The organism is Catenulispora yoronensis, from assembly GCF_039531695.1.
GTDB classification, from domain to species: domain Bacteria; phylum Actinomycetota; class Actinomycetes; order Streptomycetales; family Catenulisporaceae; genus Catenulispora; species Catenulispora yoronensis.
Genome location: NZ_BAAAQN010000054.1, coordinates 1 through 17,476, shown reverse-complemented (window position 1 = coordinate 17,476; position 17,476 = coordinate 1). Strand labels below are relative to the sequence as shown.

At 68.8% G+C, this 17,476-nt stretch carries 11 protein-coding genes and 1 riboswitch; of the genes, 6 read left to right on the top strand and 5 right to left on the bottom strand.

What is annotated here, in order from left to right; genetic code table 11:
- Nucleotides 1-62: 62 nt before the first annotated feature.
- Nucleotides 63-4,616 carry a DUF6531 domain-containing protein gene (locus ABD481_RS34135; protein WP_344669963.1) on the top strand — a complete coding sequence of 1,518 codons (4,554 nt, stop codon included), beginning with the start codon at nt 63-65 and terminating at the stop codon, nt 4,614-4,616.
- A gap of 19 nt (nt 4,617-4,635) precedes the next feature.
- Complete coding sequence (locus tag ABD481_RS34130; protein WP_344669962.1) at nt 4,636-5,004, top strand: hypothetical protein; 369 nt, start codon at nt 4,636-4,638, stop codon at nt 5,002-5,004.
- Between the two features lie 95 nt (nt 5,005-5,099).
- Here ABD481_RS34130 and ABD481_RS34125 read toward each other — a convergent pair whose 3' ends face one another.
- Entirely contained in the window at nt 5,100-7,463 is a 2,364-nt protein-coding gene (locus tag ABD481_RS34125) for a beta-N-acetylhexosaminidase (protein ID WP_344669961.1), read from the bottom strand.
- A gap of 45 nt (nt 7,464-7,508) precedes the next feature.
- A complete protein-coding gene (locus ABD481_RS34120) occupies nt 7,509-9,755 on the bottom strand; it encodes a glycoside hydrolase domain-containing protein (RefSeq protein WP_344669960.1) in 2,247 nt (748 codons plus the stop codon).
- 205 nt (nt 9,756-9,960) lie between these two features.
- Here ABD481_RS34120 and ABD481_RS34115 point away from each other — a divergent pair, with 205 nt between their 5' ends.
- The 3 genes from ABD481_RS34115 to ABD481_RS34105 all read left to right on the top strand — a co-directional run bounded on the left by ABD481_RS34115 (nt 9,961) and on the right by ABD481_RS34105 (nt 12,225).
- On the top strand, nt 9,961-10,419 hold the full coding sequence (locus ABD481_RS34115) for a helix-turn-helix domain-containing protein (protein ID WP_344669959.1): 459 nt from the start codon (nt 9,961-9,963) through the stop codon (nt 10,417-10,419).
- An 83-nt stretch (nt 10,420-10,502) separates the two neighbouring features.
- Entirely contained in the window at nt 10,503-10,976 is a 474-nt protein-coding gene (locus tag ABD481_RS34110; RefSeq protein WP_344669958.1) for a hypothetical protein, read from the top strand.
- Entirely contained in the window at nt 10,963-12,225 is a 1,263-nt protein-coding gene (locus tag ABD481_RS34105) for an MAB_1171c family putative transporter (RefSeq protein WP_344669957.1), read from the top strand. The genes ABD481_RS34110 and ABD481_RS34105 overlap by 14 nt, the downstream gene beginning before the upstream one ends.
- 73 nt (nt 12,226-12,298) lie before the next feature.
- On the opposite strand, the gene ABD481_RS34100 is transcribed toward ABD481_RS34105, so the two are convergent.
- The 3 genes from ABD481_RS34100 to ABD481_RS34090 form a co-directional block, all read right to left on the bottom strand.
- Nucleotides 12,299-13,015: a DsbA family oxidoreductase gene (locus tag ABD481_RS34100; RefSeq protein WP_344669956.1), complete on the bottom strand. Its 717-nt coding sequence runs from the start codon at nt 13,013-13,015 to the stop codon at nt 12,299-12,301.
- 207 nt (nt 13,016-13,222) lie between these two features.
- Entirely contained in the window at nt 13,223-13,363 is a 141-nt protein-coding gene (locus ABD481_RS34095) for a hypothetical protein (RefSeq protein WP_344669955.1), read from the bottom strand.
- Between the two features lie 370 nt (nt 13,364-13,733).
- Entirely contained in the window at nt 13,734-16,817 is a 3,084-nt protein-coding gene (locus tag ABD481_RS34090; RefSeq protein ID WP_344669954.1) for a helix-turn-helix transcriptional regulator, read from the bottom strand.
- 263 nt (nt 16,818-17,080) lie between these two features.
- A riboswitch (cyclic di-AMP (ydaO/yuaA leader) is annotated at nt 17,081-17,233 on the top strand.
- A 13-nt stretch (nt 17,234-17,246) separates the two neighbouring features.
- Between ABD481_RS34090 and ABD481_RS34085 the strand changes: the two genes are divergently transcribed.
- Nucleotides 17,247-17,476 (top strand): hypothetical protein (locus ABD481_RS34085; RefSeq protein WP_344669953.1); only part of this gene is annotated, 230 nt, incomplete at its 3' end.

The following is a 17,476-nucleotide window of genomic DNA, read 5'->3' as shown; positions in this document are numbered from 1 at the left end:
TGACTAACGACGTGTGAGTAAACTGATTCCCCCTACTGATCAGTACGGGGGAGGGATTCGCAATGGCGCGTCCAACTGGCTGGGACATCCTTGGGCTGGACGGGGACCCGACTCCGGGCGTGGTGGAGTCGGTGGAGGCTCTTGCCAAGCAATTCGGGGACTTCGCGCACGATGTGGAGTCGGCGTATCGAAGTCTGAGCTCGTTCGGCGGCGACACGACAGCATTGCAGTGGGTAGGCCAGACTGCTGATGCGTTCAAGAGCACCTTCGGCCCACTGCCGGGACGGCTGCAGAAGCTCTACACCTCCTACAGCGAGGCATCCGATGCCCTGTCGGCCTACGCCCCCAAGCTTCAGGCCGCACAGACCAAAGCTGACGCGGCGCTGCGCCAGGCCCAGGATGCGCACGCTGACGTACAGCGGGCCACGACCACGGCGAACGGGGCCGCGACAGATCTGAAGACTGCCCAGCAGAACCAGGCCGCGAACCCGAACCAGCAGGCCGTCACCGACGCCCAGACCGCGCACGACACGGCCCAGAAGAACCTGGATGCGGCCAAAAGCAAGCTGGAAGCCTTGTCCGCGCAGGCGAAACAGGCTCACGACGAACGGATATCCGCGGCTAAGGAGTGTGCCTCCGCACTGCACCATGCGCAGTCCGATGGCATCCACAACAAGCACTGGTGGGAACACGTCGGCGCGGCGCTGGCCGACTGGGGCGGGAAGATCGCCGAGATCGCCAACGAGCTGGCCCCGTTCCTGGACGTGCTGGCGCTGGCGACCTCCTGGATCCCCGGCGTCGACGTCATCACCGCCGGCCTGGCCGAGGCCGACAACCTCATAGCCCTGGCCGGCACCGCGATGCAGATCGTCGGCGACGGCATGCAAGGCCACTGGGGCGACGCCCTGATGGGCGCCGGCATGCTCGGCGTCACTTTCCTCGGCGGCAAGGCGCTTGAGAAGTTCGGCGGTGCGGCCCTGGAGCGGATCGGGGCACGTGGCAACAAGGAAGCCCTGACTGCGGGCGACCCGGTGGATGTCGTCTCCGGGCAGATGCTCACCGACACCACAGATGTGGCCCTACCAGGTGTTCTTCCTCTGGTTCTGAGGCGCGCGTACGGATCCTCCTACTCCACCGGCCGCCTGTTCGGGCCCGGATGGGCATCCACACTCGACCAACGGCTCAGTGTCAACGCCACCGGAGTCCACTTCGCCGGGGACGACGGTCAGGTTCTGGATTACGCGATCCCGGCCCGCGACGAAACGGTGCTGCCCACCCGGGGCGCAGCATGGCCCCTGATATGGGACCGCGACGCGGACGAGATCCGGATCGTTGACCCGACCAGCGGCCTGACTCGGCACTTCGCCATAGTCCACCACACCGAGGAAGCCGGGCAGATCCGCGATCTGACCGCGATCTCGGATCGCAGCGGCAACTACATCAACATCTTGCGAACGCCGCGCGGAACCCCCACCGGTATCGAGTCGGCCGGCTACCGCATAGCTGTGGCCACCGTTGCCACCGAGCACGGTATTCGCGTAACCCAGCTGCGGCTCATGGACGGAACAGCGCCGGACGCCCTCGTTCGCTCCTTCGGGTATGACCAGCGAGGCCGTTTGACAGAGATCGTCGACGCCTCCGGAATCCCGTTCCGGCACGAGTACAACGACGACGACCGCATCGTCGCGTGGATCGACCGCAACGGCGCCGAGTATCGCTACACCTACGACGGCGTCGGCAGGGTGATTCACGGCACCAGCAGCGGCGGCCTGCTGAGCACGACGTTCGAGTATGACGACGAGACGCGCACCACCATCGTCACCGACGCCCTCGGTCACGCCACCCGCTACCGGCACGACGAGCACGGTCACCTCGACCAGGTCGTCGACGCTCTCGGCGGAGTCCGCACGCTCCAGCACGACCACCGCGGCCACCTGCTGCGGCAGACCGACCAGTTGGGCCACCAGGTGGAGTTCACTCGGGATGAGCGTGGCAATGCCCTGAGTGTCACCCAAGCCGACGGCGCGGTGACCCGGGCCGCGTACAACGACCACGACCAACCGATCGAGGTCATCGCTCCGGACGGCGCCCGGTGGCGCTACGAGTACGACGGCCGCGGCCTTCTGACCGCCGTCGTCGATCCCTGCGACGGCACGAGCCGGTTCCGTTACGACGAGTGGGGCAGCCTGGTCGAGGCCGCCGACGCGGTCGGCAACACCGAGCGCTATCGGAACGACGTGGCGGGCCTCACCGTCGAAGTCACCGGGCCGACCGGGGACATCTCCCGGGTCGTCCGGGACGCGTTCGGCCGGGTCGTGCAATCGGTCGACGCCCTGGGCGGACGCACCGTCGTCGAACGCGACGCTTTGGGCCGCGCGGTCCGCACGATCGCACCCGACGGTACGACCGAACAGTGGGAGTTCGACCCAGAGGGCAATCTCCTGACACACGTCAGTCCGACCGGTGCTGTGACCCGGCTCGAATACGGCCCCTTCGACAAGCTCTCCGCTCGAACCGACCCGGACCGCTCCCGTTATACCTTCCGCTACGACAGTGAGCTCCACCTCACGACCGTCACCGGTCCCACTGGCCTGACGTGGGACTACGAATACGACGCGGCAGGCAACTTGATCGGCGAACGCGATTTCGACGGCACGGCTCGCAATTACCAGCTCGACGCCGCCGGCCGGCTGACCGGACGCGTCAACGCCGTCGGCCGCACGGTCTCCTTCGAGCGCGACGAGCGCGGCCGCGTCGTGGCCCGGCGCTCCGGCGACGAGGTGACTCGGTTCACGTACGACCCGGCCGGCCGCCTCCGAGAAGCCAACGGTGCCGGTGTGCAACTGGCCTACGAATACGACGCAGCCGGCCGCACCCTCACCGAGGTGGTCGACGGACGCGTCATGGCCAACACCTACGATGCCGCCGGGCGACGTACCAGTCGCACCACACCGAGCGGTGTCACGACCACGTGGTCCTACGACGCAGCCGGCCGCCACAAGGGGATGGCTGGGGCCGTCGGCTCCCTGGAATTCGAGTACGACGCCGTGGGGCGCGAGACACATCGACAGCTCGGCCCTGGCACCGCCCTGCGCCAGGCCTACGACGCCGTCGGCCGACTGCTGAGCCAGGACGTCCACGTCCAGCCCGATCGGACCAGCTCCGGGTCCGCACCCGGGACGGCCGCATCGACCCTCCAGTCCCGTGCCATCGACTATCGAGCCGACGGAATCCCGATCGAGGTCCGCGACGCGCTGCGCGGCACCGTCCGCTATCGCCTCGACGCCGCCAGCCGGGTCACCGGTGTCGAGGCCACGAACTGGCGCGAGTCCTACGTCTACGACGCGCTCGGAAACCTCACCGGATCGGAAGCTCCCGCCGGTCCCGACGGCACGGACCGCGCGCACGAAGCGAGCCAGGACTATCAGGGCACACGTATAACCGCCGGACGTCATACCTCCTATGAACATGACGCCGCGGGCAGACTGATCCGCAAGACCCGGCGGATGCTTTCCGGCGGCCGCAAAGTGTGGAGCTACACGTGGAACGACGACGACCAGCTGACCGGGTTCACCGGGCCCGACGACGTCAGCTGGTCCTACACCTATGACCCGCTGGGCCGGCGGACCAGCAAGACACGGCTCGCCGCCGACGGAACCGCCGTCGAGTCCGTCGTCTTCAGTTGGGACGGCCCCCGGGTCGCCGAAGAACACCGGACCGGCGTCGACGTCCGGGCCCGCACCACCACCTGGGACTACGAGCCGGGCGGATTCCTACCGCTGGCGCAGACCCGACGGTCGTGGGCCGCCGACGCGCCCCAGGATCTCATCGACGAAGAGTTCCACGCGATCGTCGCCGACGCTGTCGGCACCCCGCTGGAACTGATCACGCCGGACGGCCGCCTCGCCTGGTACACGACCCGGTCGCTGTTCGGGCGGCAGATCACCGCTCCGGAAAGCGATACCGACTGCCCACTCGGATTCCCCGGTCAGTACCGGGATGACGAGAGCGGTCTGTACTACAACGTCTATCGCTACTACGACCCGGAAACCGCGAACTTCTGTTCTCCGGACCCGCTCGGATTCGTCCCCGCTCCCAACAACAACGCCTACGTCCCCAACCCGCTGATCGAAAGCGACCCGCTCGGATTGTTCGGCTGCCCGGTCGGCATCCAGAACGAGCTGGGTGGCATGCGCGGACAGATGAACATGAAAAGCGTCGCGGACGAGGACGCGGCGTTCGACCTGGCGAAGGCCGAGGGGAGGTCGACGACCGGGATAAAGAACACCCTCGGAAAGATGGAATTCGACGGCGACCGGGATCCGCTCTACGGAATCAACGGCCGACTTCCAGAACGCACAGCGGCGTATCCGGGCAAGGGCAACAATATGATGCCGCAGTCGTTCCAGGACCATGCCGAGGGCGACATGGTTCACCAGGCCAACCAACTGGGTTACTCCGGCGGGAACGCCCGAATCCACACCGACCGGAAGACCTGCAACTTCTGCGCCAACTCGATGACCGGCTATGCCAAGATGTTGAACCTGGACTCCATCGAGGTCTATGACCCGAACGGGTTCGTGGGGCGATGGACCCAGGCGGGCAGAGTCGTATGACGTCCCCAAGGAGAAGAACATGGACTACCTGGTCACCGTGATGCATCCGCAGCACAGTGAGCGCACCGTGACCGGCGAAGAGTTGCCGGCAGCCTACGCGGCGCTCAAAGGGACCGAGGCGAACGTCTCGTGGGGCGAGGAGGGCTCCGACTTCCTGATTCTGCAAGTGGCGGATGAGTACTGCGTCATCACCGGGGCCTTTGACGGCGGCTACTACTACCTCCAGACCTCCGACGACGACGAACTCGTCCCAGTGCTCATGGGCGACGTCGATGCCGAAGTCCCCAAAGGCGCGATCGTGCCTCGGGAGCTGGGGTTGGAAGTCCTGCTCCGCGTCGACGACCTTCCTGCCCTGCGCACCGATTACATGTGGGTGGAAGCGGGATAGGTATCGCCTGACTGCGGCACCGCAGCACCAACCGGCACCATCAACGCCGCAGCACCATCAACGCCGCAGTCAGGCAACCTACCTCCACCCCACCCTCAGCTCCAGAGAATCATCTCCAGCCCATCGCTGCCTTCCACCACAGCCTTGGCGCCGGAATCCGACTCCTGCGACCACCCATACAGCGACACAGTCCTCTTCGACCACACCGCCCCATCGGCCGCAATGATCAGCTGAACGCCCCCGTTCGTAGTGATCGCCTTAACGCCCGGGTCCGACTCCTTCGTCCAGTTGTAGAGACCGATCCCGTACTTGGCGTAGGCACAGCCGTCCGCCGCCACGATCATCTGCAGCCCGTCCGAACCGACCGCGATCGCTTTGATCCCCGGGTCGGACTCGCGCGTCCAGTTGTAGAGCGAGATCTCCTGCTTCGCGTACGCCGAGCCGTCGGCGGCGACGATCATCTGGAGGCCGTGGGAGTTCACCGCGATCGCCTTGATCCCGGGGTCGGACTCCTTGGTCCAGTTGTAGAGGCCGACGCTGGTCTTCGCGTACGCCGACCCGTCGGCCGCGACGATCATCTGAGTGCCGCCGTTCGTGGCTATGGCCTTGATGCCGGTGTCCGACTCCTTCGTCCAGTTGTAGAGCCCGATTCCGTACTTGGCATAGGCACAGCCGTCCGCCGCCACGATCATCTGGAGCCCGTCGGAGCCCACCGCGATCGCGCTCACACCCGGATCAGACTCCTGCGTCCAGCCGTACAGGCTGATCCCCGTCTTCGCCCACACGGTGCCCGTCGTGTCCAGAATCATCTGCACGCCGGCGTTGCTCGCCATCGCCGTCACCACCGGGTCGGACTCGGTCGTCCAGCCGTACAGCCCGGTCCCGGCCTTCGCCAGCACCGCCCCCTTCCGCGGACCCAGCGGTGTCGGCACGAAGCCCGGCGGCCGGCCGATCGCGCCGACCACGCCCTGCATCTGCGCCCACGTCGGGAACTGCTTCGCCGAGCCCCATGCGCGCTGCGCCAGCGCCTCGTTGAGCTGCCCGAGGTCGACCTCCAGCTGTCCGGGATCCTCGTGGGCCGAGTCCCACTGCGCCATCTCGATCCCCGCCAGGTGCGGGTCGGCGGCGCCCTGCGGCAAGGTCTGGCCGGTGGCGAAGCGCCCTGGGTCGAACTGTTCCCAAATCCTGGCCGGCGTGGTGGTGGGCCCTGAGCCCTCGTCGTAATAGAGGTAGTCCATGTCGGCGTTCACGACCTGGTTGCCGTTCGCCGCCACCTGTGCCGGGGTGAGAGAGCCGGGCTCGGCGTCCCATTCCTCGACGGTGATGTCGCTGTTCAGTGCGACCGCGCTGCTGGGGAACAGGTCGTCGCCCCACATCCGCATCGACTTGCCGGACTGCCGGACGAGGTTGTCGTTCTGGTTGATGAAGGCCCGGTACAGGTCCTCGGGTGTGCCCGCCGACCCGTACTGCTGATGCGCGTAGTTGACCAGCTTGGGGAAGTCGGCCGTGTCGCTCAGGTGGTGGCTCGCGTCCGGGTACTCATCGGCGCCGGTGTGCCAGGCCGGGCCCGAGAAGGAGCCGAGGCTGTTCGACGTCTGCTGGAGCGCCCACGACACCGCCGCCGGGTTGGAGAGGTCGAGCGCTCCGACCATCGCCAGACCGGCCGCGTTGGTGAGGGTGTACTGCGCCGGCAGCTGCGGTTCGACCGCCTGCATGTAGCTGGGCATCGGCACGACCGGGGTGACCGGCACGTGGTACTTGGCCGCGTACGCCTCGACCTGCGCCTGCTGATCCGCCGTGAGCCCGGCGCGGTTCGCGGTGAAGGTGATCTCGTTCATCTTCAGGTACGACAGCTGCCGGATCTCGTTGAACCACCAGCTCAGCGGGAAGGACCGCTGACCGTCGTCGACCAGAACCGCGCGGACGCGGTAGTTCGGCCAGTCCCGGACCGTGCCGGCGGGCAAGGCAGTCTGCTGATGTAGCAATTGCAGAACGGTCTGCGTGGCCCAGAACGCACCGGCCTCGGTCCTGGCCTTGACCTGGAGGACCGGCGCGATCGTGAGCCCGTAGCCCTCGTTGCCGAGCTGGGTGTCCGTCGAGCCGAGGCTGAGGAACACATCGCCCGGCTGCGCGGCCGACAGGGCGCCGGTGACGACCGGGACCTGGTTCGCGCCGAACGCGAGCCGCAAGTCGGAAGCGAGGGTCTGGGCATCCCCGGACAACGACGAGGAGTCCGCCGTGTTCACCACCACGCGGCTGCTCTGACTCCACGTGAAGCCGTTACCGCTGCCCGCTGTCCACTGCTGCACAGCAGGTAGGACGGACGGCAACGCGACCGTCGCGCGGGCTGCTGGAGCAGCGAGGGCAAGCGAGGCAACAGCCGTGGCCAGCCCCCAGGAAACCAGCCGGCTCGTTCTCTTGGGTGGCGTGGGCAAGCGACGTCGTCTATACAAATTCATTGGATCTCCGGTATCTCAGTACATCGACTAAATCGCTATCAGGCCTCAGACAACGGTCCAGCCGGTGAAGGGCCCACCGATGTACGACTGGGAGTCACCCACCACGTTGCCGCCGGTGTACTTGTAGAGCGCGATCGTGCCGTTGTAGGCCACGACCGCGGTCACTCCGCCGCCCAAGCCGGACCCGCCCAGCGCGTCCCAATGGAACGCACCGCCGACGCCGTTCTGCGAAGCACCGTTCACCGAACCGCTCGTAGTGCTCACATACAGCGCGATCGTGCCGTTGGCGGCCACCACCGCGGCCACCGTTCCGCTGTATCCGCCACCGGTGGTCAGCTGCTGCCACCCCGAGAACGGCCCGCCGACAACACTCTGCGACATGCCCCACACGTTGCCGTCCGAAGCGGTCGCATAGATCGCGATCACGCCGTTGGACGCGACGATCGCCGTCGGAGCGCTGGACACGGTCGATCCGCCCAGCACGTCCCAATGGAACGCACCGCCGACGCCGTTCTGCGAACCACCGGCCACCCCACCGCCGGTCGTGCGGACGTACAACGCGATCGTCCCGTTGCTGGCCATGATCGCTGAAACGTCACCTGTGTAGCCGGAGCCGGTGGTCAGCTGCTGCCACCCCGAGAACGGGCCGCCGACAGCACTCTGCGACATACCCCACACGTTGCCGTCCGAGGCGGTCGCGTAGAGGGCTATCGCGCCGTTGGCCGCCACGATCGCCGTCGGGTTGCTGACCACAGTGGATCCGCCCAGGAAATCCCAATGGAACGCGCCGCCAACGCCGTTCTGCGAACCACCTGCGACACCACCGCCGGTCGTGCGGACGTACAACGCGATGGTGCCGTTCGCAGCCAGCACGGCCGAGACCTTGCCCACGTAGCCGCCCGTCGTGGTCAGCCGCTGCGCCCCCGACCACGCCCCGCCGGGCTGGCTCTGCGACTTGCCCCACACATCGCCGCCGCTGGTCCAGTACGTGGCCAGCGCCCCGTTCGACGCCATCAGCACGTCGGAACCGGTCGCGCTGGAGGTGCGGACATCCAGGTAGTCGCGGTCGATCGCGAGCGAGTAGCCGCCCCAGGTGTCGGTGACGTCCAAGGCGTACTGGTTGATGCGCTGGTGGTTCGCCCAATCGCCGCTCGGGATGTTGGAGTTGGCCGTGCTGGCGCTGCCGTTGCCCGTGGCGAAGTCAAGGACGTCGGGCATGGTGTAGCTGCTGTTGTTGTAGTTGTTCACCAGGTCGGCGACCGTCGACGACATGCTGCCGTAGATGGCGGACTTGTAGCCCCGGGCGTGCAGTTCCCTGGTCCACGCCGACTCGAAGGCGACGACGGGGACGTTGGAGTTCTCGGTGTAGCCCTCCATGTCGTAGGTCAGGACACTGCCAGGAGCGAACCCGAGGCTCGCCGCCTGGTTCACCGCGTCGTCGGCGGCGCTGGTGCCCTGGCTCGCCGAGCTGATCACGGCGCAGGTGCCTGAGCACGCGCCGTATCCCTGATAGCCCACGTAGATCGGAAAGAAGCGCCAGCCGATAGCAGCCTGCTGCGAAACCCACGACGGCGTCAGGTTGGGCTGGGAACAGCCTTCGTTGACACCACCTATGTAGATCCCTATCGCTCCGTACGGCGAGGACTGCTTCCAGCTGCTCATCGCGCTCGAACTCGGAGCGGAACAGGGATCGAACCCCTTGCCGGTGTAGTTGGTCGCGCTGGCCGGGATGGTCGCCGAGGCGAGCGTGGCCGAGTTCGGCGCGGCCTTCGACGGCGACGTCGAGTGCCCCTGCGCCTGGCCCTGTGACTGGCCCAGGGACTGCCCCTGTGACTGCCCCTGCGCCTGCGGATCCGCCACCGGCAATGCCGCGCTGGTGACGATGGCCTGGGCCACCGATCGCTGCTTGTTGTACGTCGCGGTGATCCTGATTCCGGCGGCCGCCCCGGTGAACTCCCGTGTATCGGCGTTATCCGTGACCGCGACCGTCGCCGTCGTGGGCTCGACCAACAGCGCCTCGGCGCGTCCCATGAGGTGGGCCGGGCAACTCTGGTTGGCGCCGGGAGTGCCGAGATACACGGCACTCCGATCGAAGCGGACGCAGGTGGTAGGCGCGGCCGCCAGGTCGACGACCGGCCAGGAGCTCGGCACGTCGAAGTGGTGGCCGAGGTAAGTGATCTGTTTCGTCGCGGACGTCCCAGCGGCGGCGTCGGCGGCGCTGGCGGCCGGAGCCGCTCCCAGTGCTGCCAGAGCTGTCGTGCAGGTCGCGGCCGCGATTTTGAGCAGGCTCATATGACTCCCCGTCGATACCGAAGGTGAATGAGAAGGCTGACGACGGAGAAGCTCGCCCGAACAGGCGTGCTTCCAGCCCTCAGTTGCTGAGGACTGGGCCAGCCATCAATCTGAGTTTATGGATGGGGCGCGGCTTGTCAACAGACATAGGGGCCCTGGCCGCCGTCAACTAGAATCAGGAGATCAAGCCAGAAGGGAGCCGACCGTGTCCGAGCCGAAAGCCGTCTCCTCCCTGGCCGACCGCCTCGACCGGCTCTTTCGGACCATGCATCCGGCCGGGCGGGCCGAGTACACGTACGAGGAGGTCGCGGCGGCCATCCGCGAGAGCGGGACGATGATCTCCCACACCTATGTGTGGCAGCTCCGCAAAGGCATGCGCGACAACCCGACCATGCGGCACCTGGAGGGGCTCGCCCGGTTCTTCGGGGTGCCCACGTCCTACTTCCTCGACGAGGACACCGCCGAGATCGACGCGCAGTTGCAGCTGCTGGCCGCGCTCCGCGAGGCGCCGGTCCGGACGATCGCATTGCGAGCGGCGGACCTTTCGCCGGCCGGCCTCGCCGCGATCCAGGCCATGGTCGAGCACGCCCGGTCGCTGGAGGGCCTGCCGGGCCTGCCGAACGGCGACGTCGACGCTCCCGAAGGACCCGGCCGAAACGGCTGACCGAACCGGCCGCAGAAGCAAGCCGCCGCCGATTCAGCACCCTGCTACCGTGTCCCCCACGGGGCTCATGGACGGGGGAATCAATGGCGCGTGCTCGACCACTGGACAAGGTCCGATCCGCGATCGCCGGAATCACCATTCCGCGCCCGTTCAGCATCGAAGCCCTCTGCGAACGCCTCGCACAAGACCGCGGACGGCCCCTCCAACTCCTGCCCCTCCCGCAACTGCCGGGCCAGAGCCTGCCATGCGGCATGTGGATCGCGACCGACACCGTCGACTACATCTTCCACGCGCGAGGAACGAGCCCGCTGCACCGGCAGAACATCGTCCTGCACGAGATCGGGCACATGCTCTGCGACCACACCGGCCGTGACGCGGGACTGGCGCAGATGTTCTCCCGCCTCGATCCCGCCGCCGTCGAGCGCGTCCTCGCCCGCGACCGCTATTCGACGCCGCAGGAGGAAGAGGCGGAACTGGCCGCCGCGTTCATCCTCGAACGTGCAGGCTGGCACGGCGCCGACACCACACCCTTCGGCGACCTCGATGACCTGTTCTGAGCCGGTCGGCGAAGTCGGCGTCGGACTCAGCCTGGTATGGCTCTCCATCCTCGCTGTGCTCTGGCTGGTCACCCTGCTACTGGCCGCCTTCCCGGGCCGCTCGCCACGACGACGCCCAATAGCCCTGTTGTTCCTGTTCGTCAGCGGGGCGGCAACGCTGGGCGGCTACGGAGTCCGACGCTGGCTGGACAAGGCCACGGGCCTCCCCGACGGCGCGATCCTCGCAGGCCACATCCTGGGCGTCGCGGGCGTCCTCACCGTCCTGGAACTGGTGGCCTCGCTGAGCCGGACGACCGGCGCCAAGCAGCGGATACTGCGGACAGCACAGTCGCTTCTCCTCGTCGACATCATCCTGCTGGTCGCCCTGTTCGCGGCCATCCCCCGACAGCTCGACCACCCCGATTTCGGCTGCTGGCATGCACAATCAGTGCTCGTAGTCAGCTACGAGGTGCTTTATCAGGCCGCGTTGGGAACCGGGCTGACCGTCGCCATCGTACTTTTCCGAACGCGGGTACGAACGGTCAGCAAACCATTGCTCCGAAACGCGTCGTACATGATTATCAGCGGCTTCGCAGTCGGCCTCAGCTATGTGGCCGTACGGTGCCTGTACCTCGTCACGCACGCTTTCGCACTGCCATACCCGTTTGCCGGGCGCTTCAGCTTCGTACCCGCCGTGCTGCTGGAGCTCATGCTCGGCCTGTTCGGCCTAGGCACCTTCATCCTGGGGTTCTACCGCATAGGCGTATTCCTGAGGCGGCTGTTCCGGTACCACCGCCTCCGTCCACTGTGGACCCTCCTGGACCAGGCGGCACCCGGCTACGTCCTCGGCCCTGTGCGATCAACATGGGCGGATCGACTCGATATCCGGGGAGCCGAACACAGGCTCTACCGACGCGCAATCGAAATCCGCGACGCGCAATGGGAACTATCCAAGTTCTCCTCACCGGCGATGACCGAACGCACAATCCGCGAAACCCAGAACGCCCGCCACACGCCCGGACACAATGCCCACTTGCTAAGCGAGACGCTCGACCTGGAGACCGCCCGCCGAGCCAAGCTAGCCGGACTGCCACGCACGGACACGCGACCGTCACAGGACTCTGTGACATGGTCGGGCGGCATCGACTTGGACAGCGAAAGCCGCGCGCTGCTCGCCATTCAGCGGCTCCGGCAGGATCCGTGGGTGCAGGAGACGGCTGAGGCCATTGTTTTGGAGGCGCGGGAGGTGTCGTCGGCGGCGAACAGCTGACAGCTATGTGGCCAGCAGAATCTGCTGGCCACATAGCTGCTACACGTTCAAAGGCGCCTTGTGCAGATGCGTCTTACGGAATCTCGCACCCGTCCGGCCCGCACACCGCACCCTCCGGCGCCGTCCCGCCCACGACCTTCAGCGGCTCCGGCGTCCGCGCCGCCCAGGCCTCCTCCAGCGCCTGCGTGAACACCTCCGCCGGCTGGCCGCCGGACACGCCGAACTTGCGGTCCAGCACGAAGAAGGGGACGCCGTTCGCGCCGAGCATCTGCGCCTCGCGCTCGTCCTCGCGGACCGCGTCGGCGAAAGCCTGCTCGTCGGCCAGCACCGCGCGGACCTCGGCCTCGTCCAGTCCGGCCTGCACCGCCAGCTCGACCAGCCGCTCGGCGTCGTAGACCGACCGCTCCTCGGCGAAGTTCGCCGCGTAGGCCAGGTCCAGCAGCTCGTTCTGCTTCCCGCGCGTCTTGGCGAAGTGCAGCAGGCGGTGGATGTCGAAGGTGTTGCCGTGGTCACGGCCGTCGGCCAGGTAGCGCAGACCGGCGTCGGCCGCGTTGGCGGCCACCCGGGCCTCGGCCTGCTTCGCCTGCTCGACGCTCATGCCGTACTTCTTGGCCAGCATGGGCAGAACCTCGACGGTCTGGCCCTTGGGGTACTGGGGATCCAGCTCGAAGGAGCGGAAGACCACCTCGACGTCGTCCTTGTTGGCGAAGGCCGCCAGGCCCTGCTCGAAACGCGCCTTGCCGATGTAGCACCAGGGGCAGGCGACGTCGCTCCAGATCTCGACGCGCACGGTGGCTCTCTTCCTGTGTGGTGACTGTCACATGTGAGGTGCGGGCCCCGGGGGGGTGGGCCCGCACATCTCTTGCAACCGGAAGCTACCGTGCAGTATTCCGGCCGGCGATCTAGGGATCGGGGCAGGCGGTGGCGGGTGCTCGGGAGCGGCGGCGGTGGGTCAGCGGCAGTGGATCGGCGGCGGTGGATCGGCGGTGGCGGTGGGTCAGCGGTGGCCGCCGCCGGTGACGGAGTTCGGGGTGGCGACCGGGGCCGCCACGGCCATGGAGGCCACGGCCGCGGTGGTGGCGGTGGTGCCGGCGGCGAGGAAAGCGGTCAGGGCCAGGGCTCGCACGATGCGGTTCATCGGAGTCGCCTTTCTGGGCGCGGGGTCGGTGGTCCGGGCACGCTCGCGAGGTTGCCGCGAACGTAGTTCGAACGGATGTCGGGGGTCAATGGTTCAGGCTGAAAAGCCACGCCTTTGACCGGGTATTGCGATGAGATGGCAGACCCCTGATGTGCTGCGGGTGGCGGGGAGGACACGCTGTGTCCGTCAAGGCGGGGTGGGAGGGACCTACTCGAGTCGACGCCGAGGGCGGCGAGCAGGATCGTCAGCGCCGCCTCGACGCCGATCGTCGAGGCGTTGTGCAGCCAGACCATGCATTCAAGTGCGCCCGGATCACCGCTGAAGGCGACCCAACACCACCCAAGCCCAACCTCAACCCACCCTCACACCCTCACACTCGCTCAGCCCGCTCAGCCCGCTCCGCCCGCGAAGGCTCCGCCCCCGCCAGCTCCGCGCGGCTGCTGACGCCGAAACGGCGGAACAGGCGGGTCAGGTTGCCCTCCACGGCCTTCACCGACACCTGGAGCGCGGCGGCTATCTGGCGGTTCGTCGCGCCGGCGCGGACCAGTTCCACGATCTGTCGTTCGGTCGCGCTCAGGGGCTCGGCCGGGGAGTCCAGGCGTTCCAGGCGGCCTTGGACGTAGCGCAGCCAGGGGCCGCATCCGGCGGCTGCGTAGGCCGTCGCCGCTGATTCCCACGCGGCGCGGGCGGCTGCTCGGCGGCGGGCGCGGCGTTCCAGCTCGCCCAGGGTGACCTCGGCGCGGGCGATTTCCAGCGGGTAGCTGTGCTCCGTCGGGATCGCGGCGCGGAGGCGGTCGGCGGCTTCGCGGGCGTCGCCGGCCAGGCCGTGGCGGAGGAGGCGGGCCCGGGTGAGGCCGAGTTTGACCACGTCGCGTTCCAGGCGGCGGGCCATGTCCTGGGCCTCGTCGAGGATGCGGTCGGCGGCCGTGAACGAGCCGCAGCGGGCCAGGGTCTCGGCGAGGTCGGCGTCGACCAGGAAGGTCGCCGGGTCGACCATGCCGACGTTGCGCATCAGGGTGCGGCCGCGGGCCAGGTGGTGCGCGGCCTGGGAGGTGCGGTCCAGGAGTAGTTCGGCGCGGCCGAGGAAGGCGTGCGCGTAGCCGGTGTACTCGGAGTCTCCGGAGACGGTGCCGGCCTCTATCGCCTGCTGGGCTATGTCCGCGGCGGCCTCGGCGGTGCCGCCGTTGAGCTCGCCGGCCGCCGCCAGGATCAGGGCCTGCACGCTGGAGGAGCCGGTCTCGGCCCGCAGCCGGCTGCCCAGCGAGGCCGCCTCGTGCGCCTGCCGGCACAGCCCCGCCCGCTCGTTGACCGACGCCACCAGGTGCAGCACGTCGCCCAGGTCGCGCAGCCGGCCGGCCCGCTCGACGTCGGCCCGCAGCCGGGCCGCGGTGGCCAGCGCGTCGGCGACGTCGCCGCGGCGGAGGAACCAGATGATCAAGGCCTTGCGGACGGCGATCGAGGGCAGCGTCAGGTCCCGCCCGGCGCCCAGCGCCTCGGCCTGCTCCAGCGACTCGATGGCGCGCTCGGGGTCGGCCTGGATCTCGGCCGGCACGCGCATCGCGATGGACTCCGCGCGCAGGTTCCGGTCGCCGGTCGCCAGCGCGTACTCCTCGGCCCGGCGCAGGGCCTCCAGCGCCGCGTCGATGTTGCCGGACCGGTAGGCGTGGTCGGCACGCTGCAAGCTGACGCGCGCCCGCAACTCCGGGCTCCCGGCCGCGTCGGCCTCGGCCGCCTCCAGCAGCACCGCCTGGGCCGCGATGTCGTCGTCGAGCTCGACGAGCAGCAGCCGGGCCCCCACCCGGGCGCCGGGGTCCGGACCGCCGGCGACGGACTCCGCCGCCTCGCGCGCCTGGCGCGGCAGCCCGGCGTCGAACGCGGCCCGCGCGGCCTCCAGCAGTCGGCCCGCGGCGAGGGCGGCGGGCAACGGCGTGAAGCCGGGAGCCGAGCCGGACGTGGCTCCCGATCCGCCGCCCGACGACCCGGAGTCGGCCAGCCCGCCGGAGCTGTCGGAACCGTTAGAGATGCCAGAGCCGCCAGAGCCGTCGGAGCCACCAGCGCTGCCCGAGCCGTCGGAACGACCAGAACCACCGGCCCCGCCCGAACCACCGAAACCGCCCCCGGACCCCCTCAACCCACCGGCCCCGCCCACCCCACCAACCTCATCAGCCTTCGTATTCGACACCCCGTCGGCAACCTCGACCCCACCGCCGACCCCACCGCCGACCCTGCCATCACCCTCACCGTCGTCAACCCCATGCGGCTCCACCGGCGTCCGCTCCGCGGCCATCCGGAACAGCTCCGCCGCCGTCCCCGGCGCCCCGCGGTGCACCGCGATCCGCGCCGCCTCCTCCAGCTCCCCGGCCAGCTCCTCGGTCGCCTCCGACGTCGCCAGCGCGTGGTGCCGGGCCCGCTCCAGCGGGTCGTCGTGGGCCCGCGCCAGCTTGGCGTGGCAGGCCCGCCGCGCCTCGACATCGGCGTCCGCGTAGACGATCTCCCGCATCAGCGGGTGCGCGAACCGCGGCTCCAGGTCCCGTCCGCTGACGATGATCCCGGAGGCCAGGGCCTGGGACAGGCCCCACTCGTGCCCGGCCAGCAGCTCGCGCGGCGGCCGCGCGGCGGTGGCGATCACCAGCAGCGCCTCGCGCGCCGCCTTGGGCAGCGCGTGCAGCCGGTCGGCGAGCAGCCCGCGCAGCCGCTCGGGCACCAGCAGCGGGTCCCCGGCGTGCACCACGGTGCCCGAGCGCAGAGCGGAGCGCCCCAGCTCCAGCGCGTAGAACGGGTTGCCGCCGCTGGCGTCGCGGATCCGCTGCGAGAGCTTGTCGGTGGGCCGCAGGCCCAGGCGGGTGCGGAGCAGCTCGGAGACCACCGGCCCGGGCAGGTTGCCCAGCGCGATCTCGACGGCGTCCTCCGGCAGCAGGCCCCACCACGTGGGCTCCTGCCCCTCGGAGAGCCGCTCGGCGGCCAGCACCCGCACCCGCGAGCCCTGGCGGCGGCGGACGGCGAACGCCAGCACCTCGGCGGTGGCCGAGTCCAGGCAGTTCACGTCGTCCAGGATGAGCAGCACCGGCCGCTCGGCGGACAGCGCGCGCAGCGCCTCCACGACGGCGACCCGGATGGCGAGCTGGTCGGTGGCGGCGCCGTCGGGGACCGAGCGCAGCAGCACTCCGTCGAAGGCCGGGCGCAGGTGGTACGGCACGACTTCGGGGCGGGCGGCGACGGCGTCGGAGAACAGGTCGTAGAGCCCGAGGTAGGGCAGCCACGACTCGGCGGCCGAGGAGGCGCTGCGCAGCACCAGCTGCCCGGCCGCCGCGCACGCCGCGCCGATCGCGTCCAGCAGCGCGGACTTGCCGATCCCGGCCGGTCCGGTCACCAGGACGCCGCCGCCGGCGGCCAACGCCGCCATGCACTTCTCCAGCGTCTGCTGGCGGCCGAGTATCGCTGGTGCGTCCTTCACGCATGGAAGTGTCCTCCCGCACGCCGCCTCCTGGCGAGTCCGCAGTACAGGTCTGTTCACAGAGCGTCCCGGACTTGCGGTTTCCGACGCTATGTCCCTTTTGCCACTCATCGTCCTCTCATAAATCAACTACTGGATATAGAACCCGCAGCTACCGACGGCGACGTTATTCATTCGTGACCGAATCAGCGTGCGTTTCCCCGGGTTCGGCCAGTACGGTCACAGACCAGTCGCGCCGGTCCCAGACCCGAAGAATCGGGACACCGCCGCGCACGCCGAATCCCAAAAACGCGCAAAGCGCCGGACGGGAACCGGGGACCCACGTCCCAATGGGGTGAATCCGCTTACGAAAGTGGTAGAGCAACCTCTTTTGCTCGAACCCGTCAGCTAACCCGGTAGGCGGCCAAAGAGGAAGTAGCGAACACGTACATGCGCACACCCATGGTGTTCGGCCGTCGATCCCGCGGCCTTACCTTGACCGCCGCCGCCCTCGGCGCCGTCGCCGTCCCGACCGTCGCCTCGGCGGCGACCCTGGCCCCGGCCTCCGCGCCGAAGGCCGCCCCGGCCGCCTCGCCGGCCCTGGAGGCCGCTCCGGCCTCCGCCGTCGCCGCCGCCGTCGCGCAGGTCGCCAAGGCCGTGTCGGCGCAGGCCGTCGCCCC